Origin of the sequence: Streptomyces sp. MBT53, from assembly GCF_016654115.1 — a bacterium.
Taxonomy (GTDB): domain Bacteria; phylum Actinomycetota; class Actinomycetes; order Streptomycetales; family Streptomycetaceae; genus Streptomyces.
This window is the reverse complement of sequence record NZ_JAEQAZ010000062.1, coordinates 1-21,500: the sequence shown is the minus strand read 5'-3', so window position 1 is coordinate 21,500 and position 21,500 is coordinate 1. Positions and strand designations below refer to the sequence as shown.

Annotated in this window: 17 protein-coding genes, 2 tRNA genes and 2 pseudogenes; 8 read left to right on the top strand and 13 right to left on the bottom strand. The window is 70.4% G+C overall.

The genetic code is table 11. From position 1 onward, the window contains the following. Nucleotides 1–4: 4 nt before the first annotated feature. The gene (locus tag JHN45_RS23070) at nt 5–787 is read left to right on the top strand and encodes an SMI1/KNR4 family protein (protein ID WP_236583977.1); all 783 of its coding nucleotides are present in this window, start codon (nt 5–7) and stop codon (nt 785–787) included. A gap of 425 nt (nt 788–1,212) precedes the next feature. On the opposite strand, the gene JHN45_RS23065 is transcribed toward JHN45_RS23070, so the two are convergent. From JHN45_RS23065 to JHN45_RS23050, 4 genes are all read right to left on the bottom strand, one after another. Beyond that, nucleotides 1,213–1,434, bottom strand: coding sequence for a hypothetical protein (locus JHN45_RS23065; RefSeq protein WP_019073270.1), 222 nt, complete (start codon nt 1,432–1,434; stop codon nt 1,213–1,215). 131 nt (nt 1,435–1,565) lie between these two features. Beyond that, entirely contained in the window at nt 1,566–2,042 is a 477-nt protein-coding gene (locus tag JHN45_RS23060; RefSeq protein WP_201050450.1) for a hypothetical protein, read from the bottom strand. A 68-nt stretch (nt 2,043–2,110) separates the two neighbouring features. Continuing rightward, nucleotides 2,111–2,183, bottom strand: a tRNA-Arg gene (locus tag JHN45_RS23055). A 195-nt stretch (nt 2,184–2,378) separates the two neighbouring features. Beyond that, nucleotides 2,379–2,469, bottom strand: a tRNA-Ser gene (locus JHN45_RS23050). Between the two features lie 169 nt (nt 2,470–2,638). On the opposite strand from JHN45_RS23050, the gene JHN45_RS23045 reads away from it, so the two are divergent. Both JHN45_RS23045 and JHN45_RS23040 read left to right on the top strand, forming a co-directional pair. Next, a complete protein-coding gene (locus JHN45_RS23045) occupies nt 2,639–3,106 on the top strand; it encodes an SSI family serine proteinase inhibitor (RefSeq protein ID WP_200716159.1) in 468 nt (155 codons plus the stop codon). Nucleotides 3,107–3,370: 264 nt separating this feature from the next. Next, nucleotides 3,371–7,966, top strand: coding sequence for a PAS domain-containing protein (locus JHN45_RS23040; protein ID WP_201050449.1), 4,596 nt, complete (start codon nt 3,371–3,373; stop codon nt 7,964–7,966). 7 nt (nt 7,967–7,973) lie between these two features. On the opposite strand, the pseudogene JHN45_RS53125 reads toward JHN45_RS23040, so the two are convergent. Beyond that, nucleotides 7,974–8,183, bottom strand: a pseudogene (locus JHN45_RS53125) (TetR/AcrR family transcriptional regulator); the annotation flags it as partial. On the opposite strand from JHN45_RS53125, the pseudogene JHN45_RS23035 reads away from it, so the two are divergent. From JHN45_RS23035 to JHN45_RS23020, 4 genes and pseudogenes are all read left to right on the top strand, one after another. After that, nucleotides 8,112–8,511, top strand: a pseudogene (locus tag JHN45_RS23035) (hypothetical protein); the annotation flags it as partial. The pseudogenes JHN45_RS53125 and JHN45_RS23035 overlap by 72 nt on opposite strands. 358 nt (nt 8,512–8,869) lie before the next feature. Continuing rightward, nucleotides 8,870–9,082: a hypothetical protein gene (locus JHN45_RS23030; RefSeq protein WP_201050448.1), complete on the top strand. Its 213-nt coding sequence runs from the start codon at nt 8,870–8,872 to the stop codon at nt 9,080–9,082. Between the two features lie 51 nt (nt 9,083–9,133). Next, nucleotides 9,134–9,754, top strand: coding sequence for a restriction endonuclease subunit S (locus JHN45_RS23025; RefSeq protein WP_201050447.1), 621 nt, complete (start codon nt 9,134–9,136; stop codon nt 9,752–9,754). Further along, the gene (locus tag JHN45_RS23020; RefSeq protein WP_201050446.1) at nt 9,751–11,814 is read left to right on the top strand and encodes a class I SAM-dependent DNA methyltransferase; all 2,064 of its coding nucleotides are present in this window, start codon (nt 9,751–9,753) and stop codon (nt 11,812–11,814) included. The genes JHN45_RS23025 and JHN45_RS23020 overlap by 4 nt, the downstream gene beginning before the upstream one ends. A 135-nt stretch (nt 11,815–11,949) precedes the next feature. Here JHN45_RS23020 and JHN45_RS23015 read toward each other — a convergent pair whose 3' ends face one another. The 8 genes from JHN45_RS23015 to JHN45_RS22980 all read right to left on the bottom strand — a co-directional run bounded on the left by JHN45_RS23015 (nt 11,950) and on the right by JHN45_RS22980 (nt 20,523). Further along, nucleotides 11,950–13,626 (bottom strand): long-chain fatty acid--CoA ligase, encoded by a 1,677-nt coding sequence (locus tag JHN45_RS23015; RefSeq protein ID WP_201050445.1) that lies wholly within the window; start codon nt 13,624–13,626, stop codon nt 11,950–11,952. 96 nt (nt 13,627–13,722) lie between these two features. Then, nucleotides 13,723–14,343 carry a SigE family RNA polymerase sigma factor gene (locus JHN45_RS23010; RefSeq protein ID WP_374195636.1) on the bottom strand — a complete coding sequence of 207 codons (621 nt, stop codon included), beginning with the start codon at nt 14,341–14,343 and terminating at the stop codon, nt 13,723–13,725. Nucleotides 14,344–15,062: 719 nt separating this feature from the next. Next, nucleotides 15,063–16,229 carry a lipid-transfer protein gene (locus JHN45_RS23005; RefSeq protein WP_201050443.1) on the bottom strand — a complete coding sequence of 389 codons (1,167 nt, stop codon included), beginning with the start codon at nt 16,227–16,229 and terminating at the stop codon, nt 15,063–15,065. Beyond that, nucleotides 16,226–16,633: a MaoC family dehydratase gene (locus tag JHN45_RS23000; protein ID WP_201050442.1), complete on the bottom strand. Its 408-nt coding sequence runs from the start codon at nt 16,631–16,633 to the stop codon at nt 16,226–16,228. The genes JHN45_RS23005 and JHN45_RS23000 overlap by 4 nt, the downstream gene beginning before the upstream one ends. A 17-nt stretch (nt 16,634–16,650) precedes the next feature. Then, a complete protein-coding gene (locus JHN45_RS22995) occupies nt 16,651–17,751 on the bottom strand; it encodes an acyl-CoA dehydrogenase family protein (protein WP_201050441.1) in 1,101 nt (366 codons plus the stop codon). A 1-nt stretch (nt 17,752) separates the two neighbouring features. Further along, nucleotides 17,753–18,730 (bottom strand): bifunctional MaoC family dehydratase N-terminal/OB-fold nucleic acid binding domain-containing protein, encoded by a 978-nt coding sequence (locus JHN45_RS22990; RefSeq protein WP_307783168.1) that lies wholly within the window; start codon nt 18,728–18,730, stop codon nt 17,753–17,755. Then, a complete protein-coding gene (locus tag JHN45_RS22985; protein WP_201050440.1) occupies nt 18,727–19,929 on the bottom strand; it encodes an acyl-CoA dehydrogenase family protein in 1,203 nt (400 codons plus the stop codon). Before JHN45_RS22985 ends, JHN45_RS22990 begins: the two co-directional genes overlap by 4 nt. 282 nt (nt 19,930–20,211) lie before the next feature. After that, the gene (locus JHN45_RS22980; protein WP_019073223.1) at nt 20,212–20,523 is read right to left on the bottom strand and encodes a hypothetical protein; all 312 of its coding nucleotides are present in this window, start codon (nt 20,521–20,523) and stop codon (nt 20,212–20,214) included. 371 nt (nt 20,524–20,894) lie between these two features. Here JHN45_RS22980 and JHN45_RS22975 point away from each other — a divergent pair. Continuing rightward, a partial coding sequence (locus tag JHN45_RS22975; protein WP_201050439.1) for a bifunctional DNA primase/polymerase occupies nt 20,895–21,500 on the top strand: 606 nt, incomplete at its 3' end.

Genomic DNA, 21,500 nt, shown 5'->3' with positions numbered 1-21,500 from the left:
CACCATGCCGAAACCCACGCCCACGCCCACGCCCACGCCCATACCCACGTCCATACCCATGCGCGAACCACCGCTCGACGTCTCGGTCGCGCTGCGTGGCGGAGTGACCGGTCGGGCCCATGCCTGGGGCTTTCTGCGCCGCTTCGCCGACGAGTGGACGGGCCTGCCCCTGCGGCCCGAGGACGGCTGCACCACGGCCGAACTGGACGCGGTCGAGGCCGAGTTGGGCTTTCGGCTGCCCGCCGCGCTACGCGAGGGATACGCGCTGCTGGGCCGTCGCGACGACCTCACGCGACAGCAGGATCCCCTGCTCCCGCCGCCCGCTCTCCAGGTCGTCGACGACTTCGGCGGTGTCCTGGTCTTCCGCCACGAGAACCAGGGCTGCGCGTCGTGGGGCATCCCCCTGGACGAGATCAAGCAGGACGATCCCCCCGTGGTGGTGGAGTCGCACGACGGCTGGGTCCCGTTCCTGGACAGGCTGTCCGTGGCCTGGGTGGAACTCGTGCTGAGCGAGTCGCTGCTCGGCGTCGGCAGCCTGTACGACGCCTGCGAGTTGCCGGACGCGCTCCTGCCGGACCTGCGGGCGCGCTACACGCGAGTGGATCTGCCGGACCACCCGATGTGGGTCGGCGCCGCGTGCTCACCCCTGCGCTGGTACGCGGCCCCGGGTCGGCTGCTGCGCCGGGACGGGGTGTTCGACCACTGCTGGGTCCACGCGCTCGGACGCACGGCCGCCGACCTGGAGACGATCCGCGCGGACCTGCCCGGACCGTGGGTCGTCGGCTGATGCGGAGGCTCATGCGGGATCGGTGGCCGACCTGTACCGCGGCCACGGCGAGGTGGTGCGGCTGCACAGCGCGGACGGGCTGTGCGCACCGGGCGGCCCTACGACAACCACTTCGTCTCCGTGGTCACTGTCAAGAACCGCGAGGTGACGTACTGACGCGACTACATGGGACCCGGCGCCTAGCCCGCCCGGCGGTAGGCCTCGTCCAGTTCCGAGAACGATGCCGGCCCGTCGTCGAGCGGCAGCGTCTCGTCGTCCCCGAAGTCCGGGGCCTGGAAGGGGTTCGTCGCCGGAGGGGGCGATCCCGCGTTGGGATGGCGGGTCGCCCCTTCCGGGGCGGAGAACAGCGAGGTCAGTTCGATGAGAGGTCTCCCGTTCGTTACAGGCCGCCAGGACCTGGTGTGCCGTGACCGGGCACTGCGGTCCTACAGCTTGCTCATCTTGGCGTACGGACTCAGGATGCGCTCCTGAACCGACCCGAAGTCGACGAGCACCGCGATTCCGTCCTCGATGCCGATGACCCGGCCGAGGCCGTACATGTCGTGTGTCACCTGGTCGCCCACGGCGAAATGCTTGGGGGCCGCCGCGGCCGGTGCCTTGAAGGGACTGGTGGGCAGATAGCGCTTCGGTGCAGCTGGCTTTGTCATTGCTTCCAGTATGGGCCTAGACACGCCTCTCGCTGAGGCCGTCCACATCGCTTGTTCATCACAACCTGGTGCACGAGCCCCCCGACGACCTCACCGAATGCCCGAAATCGTGTGAGCAACGTCACTTTGGGTCAGTCTCGGGTGGCTCCGGCGGGCCACAGGACCCGTACGGGTACACCGGTGCGCCGGGCGTACGTCACCACGTCGGCCGTACCGCCGTGGCCGCGCGCGGGCCGCCCGTCCCAGACGGCGAGCAGCTCGTCGACCATCCCGACCAGAACCTCGCTGCCGAACATGTAGGCGTGGGGGTCGGAGTCCGGCAGCCCGGTCTCGTGCACCTCGGACGCCCGGCGCACGAGGTCGTCGTAGACCGCGTGGTGCCAATCCGGCAGCGACGCACGGTAGTTCGCGGCCGGTACGACGATCTCGAGCGAGCCGCCGTGCTCGAGGACCGCCCGGGCGAACCATGTGTCGGGACCGTCAGCGACACAGGAGACGCCGACCAGGCCGGTCGCGGGGCAGGCACTCACGGCCTCCCGGACGGCCGCGGTGACCGATCGCTCCGTGCCGACGGGCAGCCCTCGATGACCGGTGATCCCGATGCGCATGGCTCGTCCTTGTCGTCAGCACAAAAGCCAGGGCCCCGCGGATCTCTCCGCGGGGCCCTGTTCTGCTGTGCACTCGGCAGGATTCGAACCTGCAACCTTCTGATCCGTAGTCAGATGCTCTATCCGTTAAGCTACGAGTGCTTGATTTTCTCTTGTTTTCCTTCGCCGCTCCCGGCCCTTCCGGCCCGCTCGCGGCGACAGGAAGAACATTACATGACTGCCGCCGCCATGTGAAATCCGTTAGCCATACCCCTTGTGAGCTGCGGAAACGGCCCGAAAACGACCTTGCGAACGACCGAAGCCCCGGTCGCTTCGACCGGGGCTTCGGATGGGGTGCGGAGGCGGAGGGATTTGAACCCTCGATGGGATTTGCGTCCCAAACCGCATTAGCAGTGCGGCGCCATAGACCGGACTAGGCGACGCCTCCAGCAACGACCTCCCGCGCGAGCGCGAGTGGTGCGTGCAGATGATGACACAGACGAGCGGGGTGCCACCAATCGCGGTCTACGGTACTAGGCAGGCGGGCCGCAGGGCAAAGCCGTTGATGCCGGCCGCCGTGTCCGCAACGTCCGGGGGCGGTGGGCGTTAGTCAGGTCATGTTGCAGGTCAACCGTCTCCTCGTGATCGCCGCCGCGTCCGCCGCCACCGTCGGCGCACTGGCCGCGACGCCCGCCGGCGCATCCCCCACGACCGCCCGCACCCTCGCCCCACCGCCCGGCACCGACGAGGACCGGTCCGGCGCCGACCACCTCACCGTCACCGTCCGGCACGCGGGCGCCGCCGACGGCACCCACGATCTGTACTGCCACCCCGGCGGCGGCACCCACCCGGACGTGACCGGCGCCTGCGAGGCCGTCGGCCGCAACACCCGGTGGGGCAAGGACCCCTTCGCCCCGGTACCGCCCGACAGCATGTGCACGATGATCTACGGCGGCCCGGCCACCGCCCACGTCACCGGCACGTGGGCCGGACGCCCCGTCGACACGACGTACGACCGGAGCAACGGCTGCGAGATCTCCCGGTGGAACGGGATGGTCCCGCTGCTGCCCGACCTCCGTCAGTAAATGACATCCGTAAGTAGATGGCATCCGTAGTAGATGGCATCCCGTCGATGTCCGTCAGTAGATGCCCATCCGTAGATGTCCATCCGTAGGGGTCCGACGACGGTCGGTCACACGTTCTACGTCACTTCACCGTGCGACCTCCCTCTCATCTCACTCCGCGAGCACAAGGAGTGCCCTTAGACTCCCTCGCGTGACACGTCGCGGACCCGTTGGCAAGATGGCCTCCGCGGTCGGCAAGGTGCGGTAACAGGGAGGAAGCGTCTCGTGAGCAGCAGGCCATCCCGAGGCGCTGCTCGCCTCGCAGCCATACTCGACGCGCTCCCGGACGCGTTGGTGCTGGTCAACGCCAACGGGACGGTCGTCAACGCGAACACCATCGCGCTGGAAGCCTTCGAGGCGCCCGGCACCGCGCTCGTCGGACGCGGACTGCTGGACCTGCTGCCGGAGTTCGACTCCCGGCTCATCCCCGGTTCGATGCGGCGCCCCGACTCGATGGACCCGCGCGGCCGGACCAAGCCGACCCGGATGATCGCCCGCCGGACGGACGGCTCCGAGTTCCCCGTCGAGGTGACCAGCGCCAACCTCGAAGACGGCCAGCAGGCCTACGACGGCTATGGCTACACCGCCGACGAGCTGCTCATGCTCGTCGTCCGCGACCTCTCCGGCACCGTCGACACCGAGGCCGAGCTGGCCCGTTCGCAGCGGCAGACCGAGATGATCCTGCGCGCCGCCGCCGAGGGTGTCGTAGGAACGGACACGGACGGGCGGGTCGTGCTCGTCAATCCGGCCGCCGCGCAGATCCTCGGGTACCGCGCCAGCGATCTCGGCGGCAAGGAGCTGCACACGCTGGTGCTGCACTCGCGGGCGGACGGTTCGCCGTTCCCGTACGCGGAGTCGCCGCTCGCCGACACCCTGCGGTCCGGGCGCAAGCACCGGGTGCGCGGGCAGGTGCTGTTCGCGAAGAACGGGGACCGGGTCTCCGTCGACCTCACCACCGCGCCCGTGCGCGACGGCGATCAACTCGTCGGCGCCGTGATGACCTTCACCGACCGGCGGCCGTACGACTCGCTCGCCGAGGAGAAGGAAGCCGCCGACAAGCTGCACCGGGACGAGCTGGAGCGGATCGACGAGGAGCACGCCTCCGAACTGACCTCCCTGCGCCAGAAGCACATCACCGAGGTCGAGGAGCTCCAGGAGCAGCACGAGGAGGAGCTCGCGGCGAACGAGGAGCGGTACGCCGCCCTCGGGGAGCGGGAGAAGGACCGGTACGAGGAACTCGCCGCGCGGCACGAGCAGTTGCTCACGCTGCTCGGACGTTCGCTGCGCGGCCCCCTCGACGAACTGCGCCGGGAACTGGCCGCGTTGGCCGCCGACGACGCCGGGCAGCTGTGGCCCGAGGCCAACCAGGTGCTCCATCATCTGTCGGCCGGTTACTCGCGCATCACGCAGCTCATCGACAACGTGCTCGGCTATCAGCGGCTGGAGACCGGGGCCGAGGAGATCTCGCGGACGAAGGTCATGCTGGACGCCGTGGTCGCCGCCGGTGTCGACGGGGCCGTAGAACTGATCGGGCCGGGGCGCGTGCAGTTCGCCGTGCACGCGCCGCCCATCGAGGCCGAGGTCGACCCCGCGCTGCTCGCGACCGCGCTCGCCCACCTGGTCGCGGACGTCGCCGGCGTCGACGCGACCGGCAACTCGCCCGCGTCGGCGGGCGGTTACATGGACAACACGGTCGTCGTGGCGGCGGCGCAGCGCGGTGAGGTCGTACGGATCGAGGTGCGCGGGCCGTACGCCGGGGGAGACCCGGTGCATGAGCCGATCGTGCGCGGGATCGTGCGGGCCCACGGCGGTGTGCTGCAGACGCACGACGTGCCGGGGATGAGCGGCAGCGCGTATGTGCTGGAGGTTCCGATCGGCGGCGGGGCGGGGGCCGTCGCGGTTCCGGCCACGACCGGCGGCGCCGAACTCGCCCTGCCCGAGCAGGCCACGGGCGGCAACAGCGGACGGCGACGGGCCCGGCGGTCCTCGGTCGACGCGTTCCTGGAGAGCGAGGTGCCGGGCGACGGGTCCGACGGTTCCAGTGGCTCCGGTGGTGAGGGCGCGGTGCCGACCGGGCGGCGCAGGAGGCGTGCGGGCGAGGAGTCTGCGGCGGCCGTGGAAGCGGGCGGCGACGGCGCTTCCAGCGGTACGGGGCGACGGCGCGGGCGGGCGGCCGAGGTCGGCGCCGGTGACGGTGACGGTGACGGTTCTGAAGGTGGCGCGGACGGTGTGTCCGAGGGTGCCGTGATGACGGCGGCGGAGCACGCGGCCGGAACGGCGGCCTCCGGTACGGGGCTGGGCGCGGTGCCGCCGGGAGGCGTGCCCGTGCCCGCACCTGGCGGCGGTGGCGAGCGGCAGGCGTTGCCGCCCGCGTTGCCCGCGGGGGGTCCTGCGGGGGGTGCGTCCAACGGCGCCGACGGCTCCGGTGACTCCGGTGGCGAGGACGGGCAGCCGACCGGGCGTCGTAGGCGCGCGCTCGCCGCAGCGGCCGAGCGGGCCGCCGCGCAGGAGGCGGGCGCCCGTACGGTGTTCGCGCTGCCGCCGGCCGAGGCGGACCGTACGCCGGACGCGGGCGCGCAGGTTCCGGGGGTGCCGGTCGCCCCGGGGATTCCGGTCGCTCCCGGGCAGGTTGCCGGGGACGAAGGGCGGCACGACGCCGTAGCGCACGACCAGTCCGACGACCACACTCCGCCGCAGCCGCACCCCACGAGCGCGCCCACCGGGCGCCGTCGCCGGGCCGTGGCCCAGCCGCAGCAGCCCGCGGAGGGCGTGCCGGCGCAGGCGGCGGGCGCGGTGGTCCCGGCACAGGGGACGGCGGGTCAGGGGCAGCAGGTCGCCGCGCCTGGGCAACAGTCGGTCCAGCAGGGGCCCGGTGTCGCCGTGGGCGTACCGGCGCAGGTCGGGGTCGCTCCCGTGCTGCCCGGGCAGAACTCCGGTCAGCTCGCGGCGGCGGGCGACGCGGCCGTGGGACAAGGACTCGTGGGACAAGGACTTCCCGGGCAGGCGCAGGGCGCAGGACAGGTGCCGGGTGTGGTGCAGCCGGTGGGCGGGCCGCCCGTCGCCGGTCAGCCGGTGCCCGGTCAGCCCGGTCAGCCCGGTCAGCCGGGCAGTGCCATGCAACTCGCCCCCGCGCAGAGCCTCCCCGCCCCCGGACAGAACACCGCGGCCCAGCAGCCGCTGCCGCTCCCGGCGGAGGCGGTCCCCGGTCAGGGCATCCCGGCCCAGGCGGCACTGCCGCAGGGCGGCCCCGGCCAGCCGGTTTCCCCTCAAGGGGTCCCGGGCCAGGGGATTCCAGGTCAAGGACTCGCGGGGCAGCCGATTCCGCCGCAGGGCATCCCCGGGCAGCCCGCGCCCGCCCAGGGTCTTGTCCCTCAGGGCGGTCAGGGTCAGCCGGTCTCTCCGCACGGCATTCCCGGCCAGGTCGGCCCGGCTCAGGCCCAACCCGGTGCGGCTGTACCGGCGCAGGCGCTCCCCGCCGCTCAGCCGGTCCCGGGCACCCCCGTACCGGCGAACGGCGCCGGCCCCGCCGTAGCCCCGAACCCGAACCCGAACGCGGACCTTCAGCCGAACGCGCAGCCGAACGCCCCTGCACCGGCCGCTCCCGCTTCTGCTCCCGCCGCTGCCGCTCCCGTCGCGGCGCAGGCGCGGGTCGCGCAGCCGTTGCCCGCGGAGGCTGTCGTGCCGGCGCCGACCGGGGCTTCGGTCGGGGGCGTTGATCCCAACTCCACTCAGGGGCGGGCGATCAGTGTGCGGACGTTGGGGCAGGGGGTGCCGTTCACGCGGCAGGCGGCTCAGGTGCAGCAGCCGACCGCGACGCCTCCGCCGCATACCCCGGGCGGCGGCGGGCGGCGACGGAAGTTGGGGACGCGGCCCGATGCCGGGACCGCCGGGTCGGCGCGTCCGCATCCCCAGGGTGAGCAGGCGCAGCCCTCCATGGCCGGGCAGTCGCGGCTCTCGCCGATCACCGAGGGCGCCGGACGGTCGTACGCCATAGGAGCACCGGACGAGAACGCGGCCGAGGGACCCGAGCCGTTGGACGGTCCCGGTGGGGCCGTCGAGATCGCGGACACGCCGAGGCCGCAGCCGCTCGACGACGAACTGCCTCCCGAGCCGCTCGACAATCCGCGCCGGCTGCTGGTGTGGCCCGCGCCGGACGTGACGACCACACAGGCGCTGAGCGACCGCGGGTACCGGCCCGTCATCGTGCACTCGCGCGAGGAGGTCGACGCGCAGATCGCCGCGTTCCCGGCGGCGCTGTTCGTGGACCCGTTGACCGGGCCGATCACGCGGACGGCGCTCCAGTCGCTGCGGCAGGCGGCGGTGGCGGCCGAGGTGCCCGTCCTCGTGACCGCCGGGCTCGGGCAGGCGACGCGCGAGGCGGCCTACGGCGCCGATCCCGCCGTCCTGCTGAAGGCGCTCGCGCCCCGGGACAGTGAGCAGCATCCGCCGCGGGTGCTGTTGATCGAGGAGCACGCGGAGATCGCGCTGGCGCTGACGGCGACGCTGGAGCGGCGCGGGATGCAGGTGGCGCGGGCCGCGAGCGACGCGGACGCGGTGACGCTGGCGGGGCAGTTGCGGCCCAACCTCGTGGTGATGGATCTGCTGCAGGTGCACAAGCGGCGGGCCGGTATCGTCGACTGGCTGCGCGCGAACGGGCAGCTCAACCGCACCCCGCTGGTCGTCTACACCGCCGCCGTCGACGAGGCCGATCTGCCCCGGCTGGCTTCCGGGGAGACCGTCCTCTTCCTCGCCGAACGATCGACGAGCACGGAGGTCCAGTCGAGGATCGTGGACCTGTTGGCGCGGATCGGCACGAATTGACCAACTGGTAGTCCGTGAGCCGATCGATCCAGCCCTCGGTGTCGTCGAGGTCGACGGGGAGGGCTACGGCCTGGTCGAGCATGGACGCGTCGAGGATCTGTGTGTACAGCTCCGCCGTGTTGCCGAAGCAGACGTAGATCAGCTGCTTGTTGGCCTCGGTGGTGATGCGGTCGATGCGTGCGCCCGCGATGCCGTGCTGGGCGAACTCGGCGACCGATTCGGCGCGGAGAAGGTCGTACTGTTCGCTCGCGTACGCGCTCGCCGCGGTGTCCGTGCCGCTGTTCTGCCTCGGCGGACAGGTCCTATGGGCGCTGTTCGTGGCCGCGATCGCCGTCCACGCGGCCCTGGTCGCCTTCTACGTCGACAACCAGGCCCTCGCCCTCACCACCACGCCGACCCCGGCAACCACGAACACCGCCTACGTGGTGGCCGACTTGACCGAAGGCGCCCTGGCCTCGGCCCTCGCGGTCCCGGCGTTCAGTCACTGGGGCTGCTGGAGGGCGGCAGTGACGAGGCCCCGAGGCGCTCGCCCCCTGCTCATTTAATTCATTCATTTACATCGTCGTCTCAGCGAGGCAAATGAATGTTGTTGCTGCATCACCCAGGTGATGCAGCATTTTTCTCTGGTGCGCTCTTGCTCGTGATGCCTGCAACTTGCAACCCCCCTACAACGCGAAGGTCTCTTCGCAATATTGCGAAGAGACCTTCGCGGGTTGTGTTACGGTACAACCACTGAGGCTGGAGTTCTCCAGGTTCGGGTGCGGTGCCGAGGGGGGCGTTGAGCGTCGCCTCCGTGGGTTGCCGACGCTGCAAGACAAATCGCCGCACCGCCCGACCCGGGGCTCAATCCAAGACGGGCGGCGCGGCCCGACCGCCCCTGACGGGGCTTACGGGAGGATTCTCGTGAGAATCATCAACCACCATCATGCCTGGCCTTGGCCCAAGCGGGCCAGGAAGACCTGGGTCACGCTGGTGGTGATCGTCGCCATCGTGGTCCTCGCCGCCCTCACCGGGCACGGGACGGCGGCGGTGGTCACGGTCATGCTGGCCGTGCTCACCGTGGCGGCGGAGGAGTTGTTCCGTGCGGCTCTGAGGTATTGGCTGCGCGCCGTCTGACGAAGCCGACGAGAAAGGACGGGCCGTACTGTGCGAGGAGGTCATACATCCATGGCTCAAGATCGGCCCTGGCGTGCCTCCGGGACCACCTGGCTCCCGCTGGGGGACTGCTGCCAGGTCACGGCCGGCCCGTCCGGCTCACTGCTCGACAATCTCGACGACGGGCCCAGCGGTGTTCCGGTGATCGCACCCCCCGATCTCACCGAGCAGCTCACCGTGGACACCCGGCGGGTGCGCCGAATCCCCGACTCCCAGGCCCGGCGGCTCTCCCGCTTCGCCCTGCGGGCCGGGGACATCCTTGTCGTACGGCAGGGCACGCTCGGTCGGCTGGCCCTCATCGATGCCGAACACACCGGCTGGTTCTACAGTTCGTCATGTCTGCGCATCCGCCCCGACCGGACACTCGTCCTCCCCGCGTTCCTCGCCTCGTATCTGAGCCACCCTCCGGTACAGCGCGAGCTGGTCGCCCAGGCCCAGTCGGGCACGGTCCCCTCCCTCAACTCCGCCATGCTCAGCGACTTCCGCGTCGAGGTGCCGTCGCTGGGCCGCCAGCAGAACGTCGTCGAGGCGCTCGCCGACATCGACGAGCAGATCGAGGTCCAGAGAATGATGCTGAACCGTCTGGTGGCCCTACGTCCGTCGGTCTTCGACCAGCTCACCAGAGGAGAGTGACCAAGTTGCCGGGCCAGGGCCAAGAGCCACCGCTCACTGTCGACCGTCTTGAGGACTTCCTCTGGCAAGCCGCGGAGCGTGTGCGCGGGGAGGTAAGCATCCCGGAGTTCCCCCGGATCATCGGTCCCCTGTTGCTGCTCAAACGCGCCTCCGACCAGCCCGACTTCCTCAGTCTCCCCGAGGACGCCCGCTGGGGCGTCGTGATGGACCACCGTTGGGGTCACCTCGGGGACTTCGAAGAAGGCGTCAACCGGACACTGGTCGCCTTTGAGCGGCACAACCCCGGGCTGCGTGATCTTTTCCGCGAGGTCGACTTCAACGGCGTAACGCAGAACCGCCGACATGCGCTCCGCCAACTCATCGACATGGTCGGCGAGTTGTCCTTGAGCGACGACGACCTGGAGTTCGACGACGTGGTGGGCCGGGCGTTCGACCGTCTCCTCATCCGCACCGCGTCCGCGCAAGGTGCCAAGGGATCGGAGTCCTTCACGCCCCGTGCCGTGTGCCGACTGATGGCCGAGCTGGTCGATCCTCAACCGGGGCAGTGGATCGCCGACCCACACGCCGGCTCGGGCGGCATGCTCCTGAGCGCCGCCCGGTACGTTTCCGAGCACGGCGACAACCAGGCGAACTTGGCCCTCGTCGGGCAGGAGAAGAACAGTACGGCGTGGCTGACCGGAAGGCTCAACCTTCTGTTGCACGGCTTCACGGACGCGGCCGTGTCCCACTCCGATGCGCTGACCGACCCGCTCGAAGCCGCGTTCTCCGAACTGTCGCGATTCGACCGGGTGCTCACCTCCCCACCGTTCTCGATGAACTACGACCGGCACGCCATAAGACACCCGGAACGCATGAAGTACGGCTGGGTCCCCGAGGGTGGCAAAAAGGCCGACCTCATGTTCGTCCAGCACGTGCTGTCCATCCTGCGCCCCGACGGGACCGGAGCCGTGGTCGTCCCGCAGGGCGTGCTGTTCCGCGGCGGCGCCGAGCGTGACATCCGCCGGGGTCTGATCGAGGACAACCGTCTTGAAGCCGTGATCGGCATCGGGGCGAACGTCTTCTACAACACGGGCATCCCTGCGTGCATCCTCGTCCTGAAGGGCCCGCATGATCTGCCCCGGGAGAGGCACGGCACCGTGCTCTTCATCAACGCGGAGCGCGAGGTGACTGTCGGTCGGTCAAGGAACAGGCTCGACGCGGAGCACATCGCCAAAATCGTGGATGCCTTCCTCGGCCGCCACGACGTCCCCGATTTCGCGCGCGTCGTCTCCTTGGCGGAACTCACGGAGAACGACTTCAATCTGAACATCCGCCGCTATGTCGACGCCGCTCCCCCTGCCGAACCGCTGCTGGACATCGGCGCAGCCCTCACCGGTGGTGTTCCCCTGCGGGAGATCGAAAGCCAGGCGGATCTGTTCCACGCCTTCGGCGTCAGCCTGGACGACCTGTTCCTACCCGATCGGCCCGGCTACCGTCGGTTCCCCTCCAGCGGGTACATGGCGACAGCCACTCGCATTCCCGAACTGGCCATGGCCCAGGAGCAGTACTTTCTCGACGGAGTCCGAGCTTGGTGGACCGGTCAACGCGAACTCGTCAGCGACCTGGCGCATGTGGGCCTGGCTCCGGCGGACGTACGCTCGCAACTCGAGGCGTCACTCTGCCTGGAGCAACTTCGCTCAGGAATCCTGGACAGGTACCAACTACTAGGTGCCGTGGCCTCTTGGTGGTCGGACCACGAGGACGATCTCGACGCACTAGCCCGGTACGGCTTTCCAGGCGTGCTCCGCCGTTGGCGCTCCCTTCCACGGGATCGGGCAGGCACACCAAGGCCGCCGAAACACCTTCTCCCCGCCGAAGAGGCACATTTTGTGCTGGACGTTCTGGGCGACGGCCTCCGCCTGCGCGTCGCACACCTCGTCACAGACGAACGGCAGAAGCTGGTGGACACGTATCTGCGATGGGGGGAGCGGTATGGAACCTCGATGGAGGATCTGGAGGACCGATACCGAAGAGCCGCGAACCGTCTGCGGGAACGCATGGCCGCCCTTGGCCACTCCTGACCGAAGCGGCAGGCCGGTCCGTACAGACGCCCGGATTCGTACGACGGTTTCGGGCCGCCCTTTTGATGGATGCCGCCCCGCCGGGCGCAGGAGTTCGGTGTTCCTGACACCCGGCGTTCAGAATGTGCCGGCCGGTCAGAGCTTGGTGACGTCCAGGTCGCCTTCGGCGTAGCGCCTGCGCAGGACCTTCTTGTCGAACTTGCCGACGCTCGTCTTCGGGACCGACTCGACGATCGTCCAGCGTTCGGGGAGCTGCCACTTGGCGATCTTCCCCGCGTCGGCGAGGAACGCGCGCAGCGACTCGAAGTCGGCGGTGGAGCCCTCCCGCAGGACGACGGTCGCCAGCGGACGCTCGCCCCACTTCTCGTCCGGTACGGCGACCACGGCGGCCTCGGTGACGTCCGGGTGGGACATCAGGGCGTTCTCCAGGTCGACGGAGGAGATCCACTCGCCGCCGGACTTGATGACGTCCTTGGCGCGGTCTGTGAGGGTGAGGAAACCGTCGGGGGAGATGGTGCCGACGTCGCCGGTCTTGAGCCAGCCGTCCTCGCTGAACTTGTCGGCGGGGCGCAGGGGTTCGGCGTCGGGGCCGTTGTAGTAGGCGCCGGCGACCCAGGGGCCGCGCACCTCCAGTTCGCCGGCGGACTCGCCGTCGAAGGGCAGCCGTTCGCCGCCGGGGCCGGTGAGGCGGGCCTCGACGCTCGCCGGGAAACGGCCCTGGGTCAGCCGGTACTCGAACTCGCGGTCCGTGCCGACCGCTTCGGCCGGCGGGCGGGAGACCGTGCCCAGCGGGGAGGTCTCCGTCATGCCCCAGGCGTGGCAGACCCGCATGCCGAGCTTGTCGAAGGCGGCCATGAGGGCGGGCGGGCAGGCCGAGCCGCCGATCGTGACCTGGGTGAGCGAGGAGACGTCACGGGGCTTGGCGGTCAGTTCGGCGAGGAGGCCCTGCCAGATGGTGGGCACGGCCGCCGCGTGCGTGGGGCGCTGGCTCTCGATCATCTCGGCGAGCGGCGCAGGCTGGAGGAAGCGGTCCGGCATCAGCATGTTGACGCCGGTCATGAAGGTGGCGTGCGGCAAACCCCAGGCGTTGACGTGGAATTGGGGCACGACGACCAGTGACGTGTCCTGGTCCGTAAGCCCCATCGACTGGGTCATGTTGACCTGCATGGAGTGCAGGTAGATCGAACGGTGGCTGAACACCACGCCCTTGGGGTCGCCCGTGGTCCCGGAGGTGTAGCACATCGCGGCGGCCTGGCGTTCGTCCAGCTCGGGCCAGTCGTAGGTGGTCGGCTTGCCGGCGATCAGGTCCTCGTACTCGTGCACGCTCACGTGGGTGCCGTCGAGGGGGCTGCGGTCGCCCGGTCCGGACACGACGATGTGCTCGACCGTCGGCAGCTTGGCCAGCAGGGGTGCGAGCAGCGGGATCAGCGAACCGTTGACGATCACCACCCGGTCGGCCGCGTGGTTGACGATCCACGCCAACTGGTCGGCCGGAAGACGGAGGTTGAGGGTGTGCAGCACCGCACCCATGGCGGGAATCGCGAAGTATGCCTCGACATGGACCGAGTTGTTCCACATGAAGGTCGCCGTGCGTTCGCCGTCCACCACGCCCAGATCCTCGCGCAGCGCGTGCGCGAGCTGGGCCGCACGGGCACCGATCTCCGCGAAGGAACGGCGTTCCGGCTCTCCCTCACCGGTCCAGCTGATCACCTGCGATGTTCCGTGGACCGTGGACCCGTGGGTCAGGATCCTGGAGATCAACAGCGGTACGTCCTGCATGGTGCTCAGCACGGCGTCCTCCCGGGGCGACATTGCCTACGCGGTAGTAAGGGGTCGCGCTGATTCTGCTCACATACCAGGTGGTATGTCACTAGGACCGGGTGATCGATCACCCGACCTGCCATGGTCCTACCGTACGAGGACCAGCTCCGGGTCTTCCCGCAGCTTGCCCAGCGCCCGCGACACCGCCGACTTCACCGTGCCCACGGACACCCCGAGCACCTCGGCCGTCTGCACCTCGCTGAGATCCTCGTAATACCTGAGGACCACCATCGCCCGCTGCCGGTCCGGCAGCTTCGCGATCGCCCGCCACATCGCGTCGTGCAACGCCTGCTGCTCGGCCGGGTCCTCCGCGCCGCCGCCCGTCTCCGGCTCGGGCAGCTCCTCGCACGCGAACTCGTCGACCTTGCGCTTGCGCCACTGCGAGGTCCGCGTGTTCAGCAGCGCCCGGCGCACATAGCCGTCCAGCGCCCGGTGGTCCTCGATCCGCTCCCAGGCGACATACGTCTTGGTCAGCGCGGTCTGCAGCAGATCCTCGGCGTCGGACGCGTTCGCGGTGAGCGACCGCGCGGTCCGCAGCAGCACCGGCTGCCTGGCCCTCATGTACGACGAGAAGGAGGGGTACGTGAGGGTGGTTGCCGCGGCAGCGGTGGCGGTGACGGTCGGCTGGGTCTGCGCAGCCCGTGCGGTGGGCCGGGTGGCGGGACGGGCGGCCGGGCGTACGGCCGCGGGGCGTACGGCGGGGCGGATGCCCGGCCGCGTCGTGGTCCGAGCGTCGGCCCGCTCGGCGGCCCGTGCGACGGCGTTCGAAGCGCTGGTGCAGACGGCTGTGGTCATGGCTCCACGCTATGAGCGATCCCCACTTCGGCGGATCGGCCGCAGGTCCCGAAGGGGACTCCCCCTCAGGTTGTAGTGGTGGGGCTGACTCCACCTCCTGAAGGTGGACGAGCGGGCGAGACGTACTGCGGGTTTACCCCTGGGGGTGAGGCTGGGGAGGGTCGGGCACTGGGGGTTCCCGGTTCCCTCTGGAGGCTGAGGCTTACGGGGTCGGCGACTGCGGGATCCTCCCGGAGGCAGAGGCTTACGGGAGCAGCCACTGCGGCTTGCCTGGGGGCTCGGTTGTCCGGAGTCGGCCGCTGCCGGTTCACCCGTGCGGATTGCCGACCGGAGTGGGCCACTGCGGGTTCAACCGTGGGAGTTGCCGTCCGGGTCGGCCGCAGCTCAGTCGCCCGGGGGCGACCCAGACACAATCGTCCGGGGGCATCCGGGCTCGGCCGTGCAGGGGCAGCCGGGGGCGGACGTCCGGCCGACCGGCCGTCCGGAGTCGGCCGTCCGGAGTCGGCCGTCCGGAGTCGGCCGCTTCCGGTTCAACCCTGTGGATTGGCGTCCGGATCGACCGCCGCGGGTTCACCCCTGGAGGTTACCGTCCGGAGGTCCGCCAGGCTCGGTCGTCTTCCGTGGGACAGGGCTCAGGCGTCGGTGGTGAGGATCAGTCCGGAGGTCGGTACCCCGGTCCCCGCTGTCACCAGTACTCGGCCGGCGCCCGGTATTCGGTTCACCGCGGTGCCGCGCACCTGTCTGACGCCTTCCGCTATTCCGTTCATGCCGTGCAGATACGCCTCCCCGAGCTGTCCCCCGTGTGTGTTGATCGGCACCCGCTCCTCCGCCACGAAGTCCGCCGACTCCCCCTTTCCGCAGAAGCCGAACTCCTCCAACTGCATCAGCACGAACGGCGTGAAGTGGTCGTAGAGGATCGCCACGTCCATGTCGTCCGGTCCGAGCCCCGCCGTCCGCCACAGTTGCCGGGCGACCACGCCCATCTCCGGGAGGCCGGTCAGGTCGTCGCGGTAGAAGCTGGTCATCTGTTCCTGTGCCCGCCCGGCGCCCTGGGCCGCCGCCGCGACGACCGCCGGCGGACGCGGCAGGTCGCGGGCCCGCTCCACCGACGTGACGACGATCGCCTGGGCGCCGTCCGTCTCCTGGCAGCAGTCCAGCAGCCGCAGCGGCTCCACTATCCAACGCGAGGCCGCGTGCTCGGCGAGGGTGATCGGTCTGCCGTGGAAGTACGCCGCCGGGTTCGTCGCCGCGTACTTGCGGTCCACGACCGCCACCTGCCCGAACACCTCCGGTGTGAGGCCGTACGTGTGCAGATACCGCTGCGCCGCCATCGCCACCCAAGACGCCGGTGTCAGCAGCCCGAACGGCAGCGCCCAACCGAGCGCCGCGCCCTCCGCCGAGGGTTCGCGGTGCGTGACGCCCGAGCCGAATCTGCGTCCCGACCGCTCGTTGAAGGCGCGGTAGCAGACCACCACCTCGGCGACCCCCGCCGCCACGGCCAGCGCCGCCTGCTGCACGGTCGCGCAGGCCGCGCCGCCGCCGTAGTGGACCCGGGAGAAGAAGGACAGCTCACCGATCCCGCAGGCCTGGGCGACGGTGATCTCCGGGTTGGTGTCCATCGTGAACGTCACCATCCCGTCCACGTCCGCCGGTGTCAGCCCCGCGTCGTCCAGCGCTGCCCGCACCGCCTCCACGGCCAGCCGCAGCTCACTGCGCCCCGAGTCCTTGGAGAACTCCGTCGCCCCGATACCGACGATCGCGGCCCGTCCGCCGAGCCTGTCGCGGGTGCGGACGCTCATCCTCCGGCCTCCGTCGTTGTCGGTACGGCGACCATGACCACGACCGTGCCGGTGACGTGCCGGCCGATGCCGTTCGTCCCGAGCACGCGCACCGTCGTGGTGTCGCCGTCCGTCTCCTCGATCGTCCCGGTCAACACCATGGTGTCGCCGGGGTAGTTGGGGGCGCCGAGCCGTATGGCGACCTTGCGGAGGACGGTTCGCGGGCCGAAGTGGTCCGTGATGTAGCGGCCGACCAGGCCGTTCGTCGTCAGGATGTTCATGAAGATGTCGGGGGAGCCCTTCAGCCGTGCCAACTCCGCGTCGTGGTGCACGTCCTGGTAGTCGCGGGAGGCGATGGCCCCGGCGACGATCAGTGTGCGGGTGATCTCGATTTCGAGCGGGGGCAACTCCTCACCCACCCTCATGGCCACGCCTCCTGCCCTCATGGCTGCGCCTCCTCACTGACGATCAACTCCCCCAGTTCCTGCAGTACTTCGGCCCCGCATCCGAGGTACCCGTCCAACTGCCGCCCCCACAGGAAGTGCCGGTGGACCGGATGCTCCACGTCGGCTCCCGCACCGCCGTGCAGATGCTGCCCCGTGTCGACGACCCGCCGCCCCGCCTCGGCCGCCCACCAGGCCGCGGTCAGCGCGTGCGTGGCGTACGGCAGCCCCGCGTCGCGCCGCCAGGCCGCCTCGTACGCCGTCACGCGTATCGCCTCGATGTCCATGTACGCGTCGGCGGCCCGGAGTTGGACCGCCTGCCGGGTGGCCAGCGGACGCCCGAACTGCTCCCGGGTGTTGGTGTGCGCCACCGCCCGCGCGAGCGACCCCGCACAGACCCCGGCCTGAAGACCGGCGAAGGCGGTACGGGCGGTGGCGAGGATGTCGGCGTAGGCCGTCACGCGGACATCGGCGTGCGCGGGGGTCGGGCCGTCGGCGTGGGCCTCCGTGGCACCGAGCCGTTCCGCCGCCGCGCCGTCGAGTGTCAGCCGCCCGGCCGACCAGGGTGCGGTGAGCTCGACCGGTTCGACGTGCGTGGCGTCCGTGATCGGCGTCAGCCACAACTCCCCGTGTTCGTCGGCGACAAGGACATGCGTGGCGTCTCGCAGCCAGGGGACGACAGGGACCGTACCTGTCAACTCGCCCTGCGCAGAGGCCCGTACGGCCCGCACGACCCGTACACCCCCCTGCGCCGGAAACGCCCCGCACACCACCACCGACCCGTCCCCGATCCCCGGCAACAGCCGCTCCCGCTGCTCTGCGGAACCGTGTGCCGTCACCGCCAACAGCCCGTACACGCACGTCGAGGCGAAGGGCACCTGGGCCGTCGTCCGCCCCTGTTCCTCCAGGAGGAGGACGAGACCGAGCAGCCCCAACTCCTCTACGGCGCCCACCAGTCCGGCGGCACACAGCGCCTTCCACAACTCGGGGTCGCTGCCCGTCTCGGCCGCGGCGAGCCGCTCCGGTGTCGCGAGGTCGCCGAAGATCCGGGCGGCCAGGTCACGGGCAGCCGCCTGCTCCTCCGTGGGGGTGAAGTCCATGTCAGCCCACCCCGCCCTCTCGGCCGTCCAGGACCCTGAAGACAGGGAGCACGAGCGGGCCGCCCCCGCCCTTGTCATCGCCCTTGTCCTCGTCGTCGTAGCGCCGGAATTCGAGCCGTACCGGCAGCCCGACGCGCACCTTGTCGTACGGCACCCCCACCACGTTGCTCACGATCCGCACGCCCTCGGCGAGTTCGATCAGCCCGACGGCGTAAGGGGGGTCGAAGGCGGGGAAGGGCGGGTGGTGCATCACCACGTACGAGTAGACGGTCCCGTCGCCGCTCGCCTCGACGGTGTCCCAGTCCGGGCCGCCGCAGGTGTTGCAGCCCGGCAGCCAGGGGTGGCGCAGCGTGCCGCAGCTCGTGCAGCGCTGGATGAGGAGTTGATGCCGCTCCACGCCCTCCCAGAAGCCGGCGTTGTCCCGGTTGACGACGGGGCGGGGGCGGCGGGCGCGCGCTCCTTTCTCTCCCCCTTTTCCCTTCTGCCTCTGCCGCGCGGGGGCGTACTTGAGGATGCGGAAGCGGTGGGTGCCGACGAGGTCCTGGCCCACCCGCACGTCCATGCGCGTCGTGACGAAGTACCCCGTGCCCAGCTTCGTCGTCTTGCGGTCCGAGACCGACTCGATCACCGCGTCGAAGGTGACCTCGTCCCCCGGCCGCAAGGGCCGTAGGTACTCCTGCTCGCAGTCGGTGGCGACCACCGAGGTGCAGCCCGCCTCGTCGAGCAGGTCGAACAACTCGTCGTAGGCCCCCGTGCGTCCCGAGTGCCCGGAGAGGCCGCCCATGGTCCAGGCCTGGAGCATGGTGGGCGGAGCGACGGCGTCCGGGCCCGAGTACGCCGGATTCGTGTCGCCCATCGCCTCGCACCAGTGCCGGATCATCGGCTCGTTGACGGGGTCCTTGCCGGTGCCCGCGACGGCGGCCGGACGCCCCTCGTACGCCTTGAGCCTCGCCCCCAACTCGTCGATCACCGTGCTCACCGCCTCCCCCTCGTCATCCCGAGTCGCATCGTCGCGACGATCTCCCGCTGCACCTCGCTCACCCCGCCCCCGAACGTGTTGATCTGCGCCGCCCTGTTCAACCGCTCCAGCTCGCCGTCCCCGAAGACACCCGGCGAACCCGAACGCACCAGCCCCGTCAGTCCCGTAGCCGCGCCTGTTCCTGCCGTCCCGTCCGCTCCGGCGATGTGCTGACATATCTGGTACACCGCAACCGTCGATTCGGTTCCCATGACTTTCACGCCGCTCGCGTCGCCGGGCGCCAGCCGGCCCGCTCCCACGTCGCCCACCAGGCGCCAGTTGAGCAGCCGGGTGGCCGCCAGCCGGGCGTGCGCCTCGGCCAACTGCGCGCGTATCCACGGCTCGTCGGCCCGGCGTCTGCCCGTCACCGGATCGGGTGTGCGGGCGGCGGTCAGCGCGGCCGTGTAGAAGTCCTCGGCCTGCATGCCGGTCGCGGCGAGGGCGACCCGCTCGTGGTTGAGCTGGTTGGTGATGAGCGACCAGCCCTCGTTCTCCGCGCCGACGAGGTTGCCCGCCGGGACGCGGACGCCGTCGTAGTACGTGGCCGTCGTCCGCTGTCCGCCCACCGTGTCGATCGGGGTCCACGAGAAGCCGGGCGCGTCGGTCGGGACGAGGACGATCGAGATACCGCGGTGCTTGGGGGCTTCGGGGTCGGTGCGGCAGGCGAGCCAGATCCAGTCGGCGTTGTGGGCGTTGGAGGTGAAGATCTTCTGCCCGTCGATCAGCCAGCCCCGGGCGTCCTCGCGTACCGCCCGGGTCCGCAGCGAGGCGAGGTCCGTGCCGGCCGACGGTTCGCTGTAGCCGATCGCGAAGACGAGTTCGCCGCGCAGGATGCCCGGCAGGAGGGTGGCCTTCTGTTCCTCGCTGCCGTACTTCATGAGGGTCGGTCCGACGGTGTTCAGGGTGACCATCGACACGGGTGCGTTCGCCCGGTAGGCCTCGTCGAAGAACACGAACTGCTCGTCGGCGCCGCGCCCTTGGCCGCCGTACTCGACCGGCCAGCCGAGCCCGAGCCACCCGTCGCCGCCGATCCGGCGCAGCAACGCCCGCTGCCCCTGGGGGTCGTCCGCGCGGGGTGGTCCGTCCGGCATCAACGCGGCGAAGTACGACCGGAGTTCGGCACGCAGGCGCTGCTGGCGAGGGGTGGGGGCGAGGTGCACGACGGCGGCCTCCGTGTCGTCGTAGTCCTACGGACGATGGTTTCTGACTGTCCGTCAGATGCCGTGGACTGTCAAGGTCGTTCCCGCACGGTCCCGCTGCCGACCGGGCACGCGCGCGTGGCGCACGAGAACGTCCGCGCGGGACGCCTGCCCGCATACGGAAAAACGCCTGCGCGGTGGCACCGAAGCACCACCGCGCAGACGCGTAACGACCCCAAAGAGCACACCTCACACACCCTCAGACGCCCCCACGCATCCCCGCGCGGGAGTCGCCGGGCGCGGCTACCAGAAGTTGGCGAAGTTGACGGCGACGTTCGAGTTTCCCTGGTTGATGGCGGTGAACGCGGATCCGTTGACCTGGGCGGTGTTGCTCTGGTTCGAGGCTCCGGAGCCGACCGCCTGCTGCTGTGTGGTGGACGAGTTGCCCTTGTTGTCGTGCCCGACCCCACTGCCGCTGACGGTCGCCACACCCGCGTTCGATCCGTTGCCCGCGATGGCGCCGTTGTCCGCCGCCGCGACGCCGGTGAAGAGGGCGGCTGCCAGCGGGAGGGCGGAGACGGCGGCGATGAGGCGGGCGGTACGGATGCTTGCCATGTTGTTCCTCCAGAACAGAGTGCGGAGCGGCTTCCGAGCCGAACGCACATGAACTACGGCTTCAAGTACGGCTTCTACCAGGGCAGTTGGCCGACCGCCCCGGTGTGGTGCACGACGTCGCAGGACCAGAGTTGCCCACCGAATCCCCGGCGAACCAGGCCGGAAGCGTTTATTCCCCCTGAAGCGTGATGAAAAGTCGATAAACCCCTTTGACTGCTCTGAAGCCGCAGTTGCGGGTGGTTCGGACATCTCACCCCGGGGCGGCGCACGAGGCGAAGCGTTCCGCCACATTCCCCGCCGATCACCGCACCCCGGGCGCGTCGATGCCACCCCCTCTTCCCTTTTTCGAACACTCGTACGAACATGGAGTCATGGCCACCATCGACCGGCAGGCCACCACGCTGGCCCTCGCACACGCCCTGTCAGCCGCCGAACGCGGACTGGCCGTGATCCCCCTGTCCCGAACAAAACTCCCGGCCCTGCGCTCACCGCACCGCGACGACACCGACCTGGTGGGCGCGGCAGGCACCGTAGGACCGCCCTGCCACGGCGAGTGCGGACTCCTCGGGCACGGTGTCCACGACGCCTCCACCGACCCGGCACGCATCCGCGAACTGTTCGCCGCCGCCCCCTGGGCCACCGGCTACGGCATCGCGTGCGGACTGCCGCCGCACCACCTGATCGGCATCGACCTCGACACCAAATCCGGTACGGACTCGTCCTCCGCCCTGCGCGAACTGGCCCTCCGGCACCTGTTCACGATCCCGGAGACCGTGGTCGTCCTGACCCCCAGCGGCGGCCGGCACCTCTGGCTCACCGGCCCGCCCGACGTCGTCGTCCCCAACTCCGCGAGCCGCCTCGCCCCCGGCATCGACATCCGCGGCGCCGGCGGCTACCTCGTCGGCCCCGGCTCCCGCACCGAACACGGCTTCTACGGCGCCGCACCCGCCACCGCCCACCTGGCCCCGGCCCCCTGC

Bases quoted from the DNA above. Each gene is read 5' to 3' on its own strand.
- JHN45_RS22995 (WP_201050441.1), bottom strand. From the start codon at position 17,751: ATGGACTTCACCCCCACGGAGGAGCAGGCGGCTGCCCGTGACCTGGCC.
- JHN45_RS23070 (WP_236583977.1), top strand. From the start codon at position 5: ATGCCGAAACCCACGCCCACGCCCACGCCCACGCCCATACCCACGTCC.
- JHN45_RS23060 (WP_201050450.1), bottom strand. From the start codon at position 2,042: ATGCGCATCGGGATCACCGGTCATCGAGGGCTGCCCGTCGGCACGGAG.
- JHN45_RS23000 (WP_201050442.1), bottom strand. From the start codon at position 16,633: ATGAGGGTGGGTGAGGAGTTGCCCCCGCTCGAAATCGAGATCACCCGC.
- JHN45_RS23005 (WP_201050443.1), bottom strand. From the start codon at position 16,229: ATGAGCGTCCGCACCCGCGACAGGCTCGGCGGACGGGCCGCGATCGTC.
- JHN45_RS23065 (WP_019073270.1), bottom strand. From the start codon at position 1,434: ATGACAAAGCCAGCTGCACCGAAGCGCTATCTGCCCACCAGTCCCTTC.
- JHN45_RS23045 (WP_200716159.1), top strand. From the start codon at position 2,639: ATGTTGCAGGTCAACCGTCTCCTCGTGATCGCCGCCGCGTCCGCCGCC.
- JHN45_RS23015 (WP_201050445.1), bottom strand. From the start codon at position 13,626: ATGTCGCCCCGGGAGGACGCCGTGCTGAGCACCATGCAGGACGTACCG.
- JHN45_RS23025 (WP_201050447.1), top strand. From the start codon at position 9,134: ATGGCTCAAGATCGGCCCTGGCGTGCCTCCGGGACCACCTGGCTCCCG.
- JHN45_RS22980 (WP_019073223.1), bottom strand. From the start codon at position 20,523: ATGGCAAGCATCCGTACCGCCCGCCTCATCGCCGCCGTCTCCGCCCTC.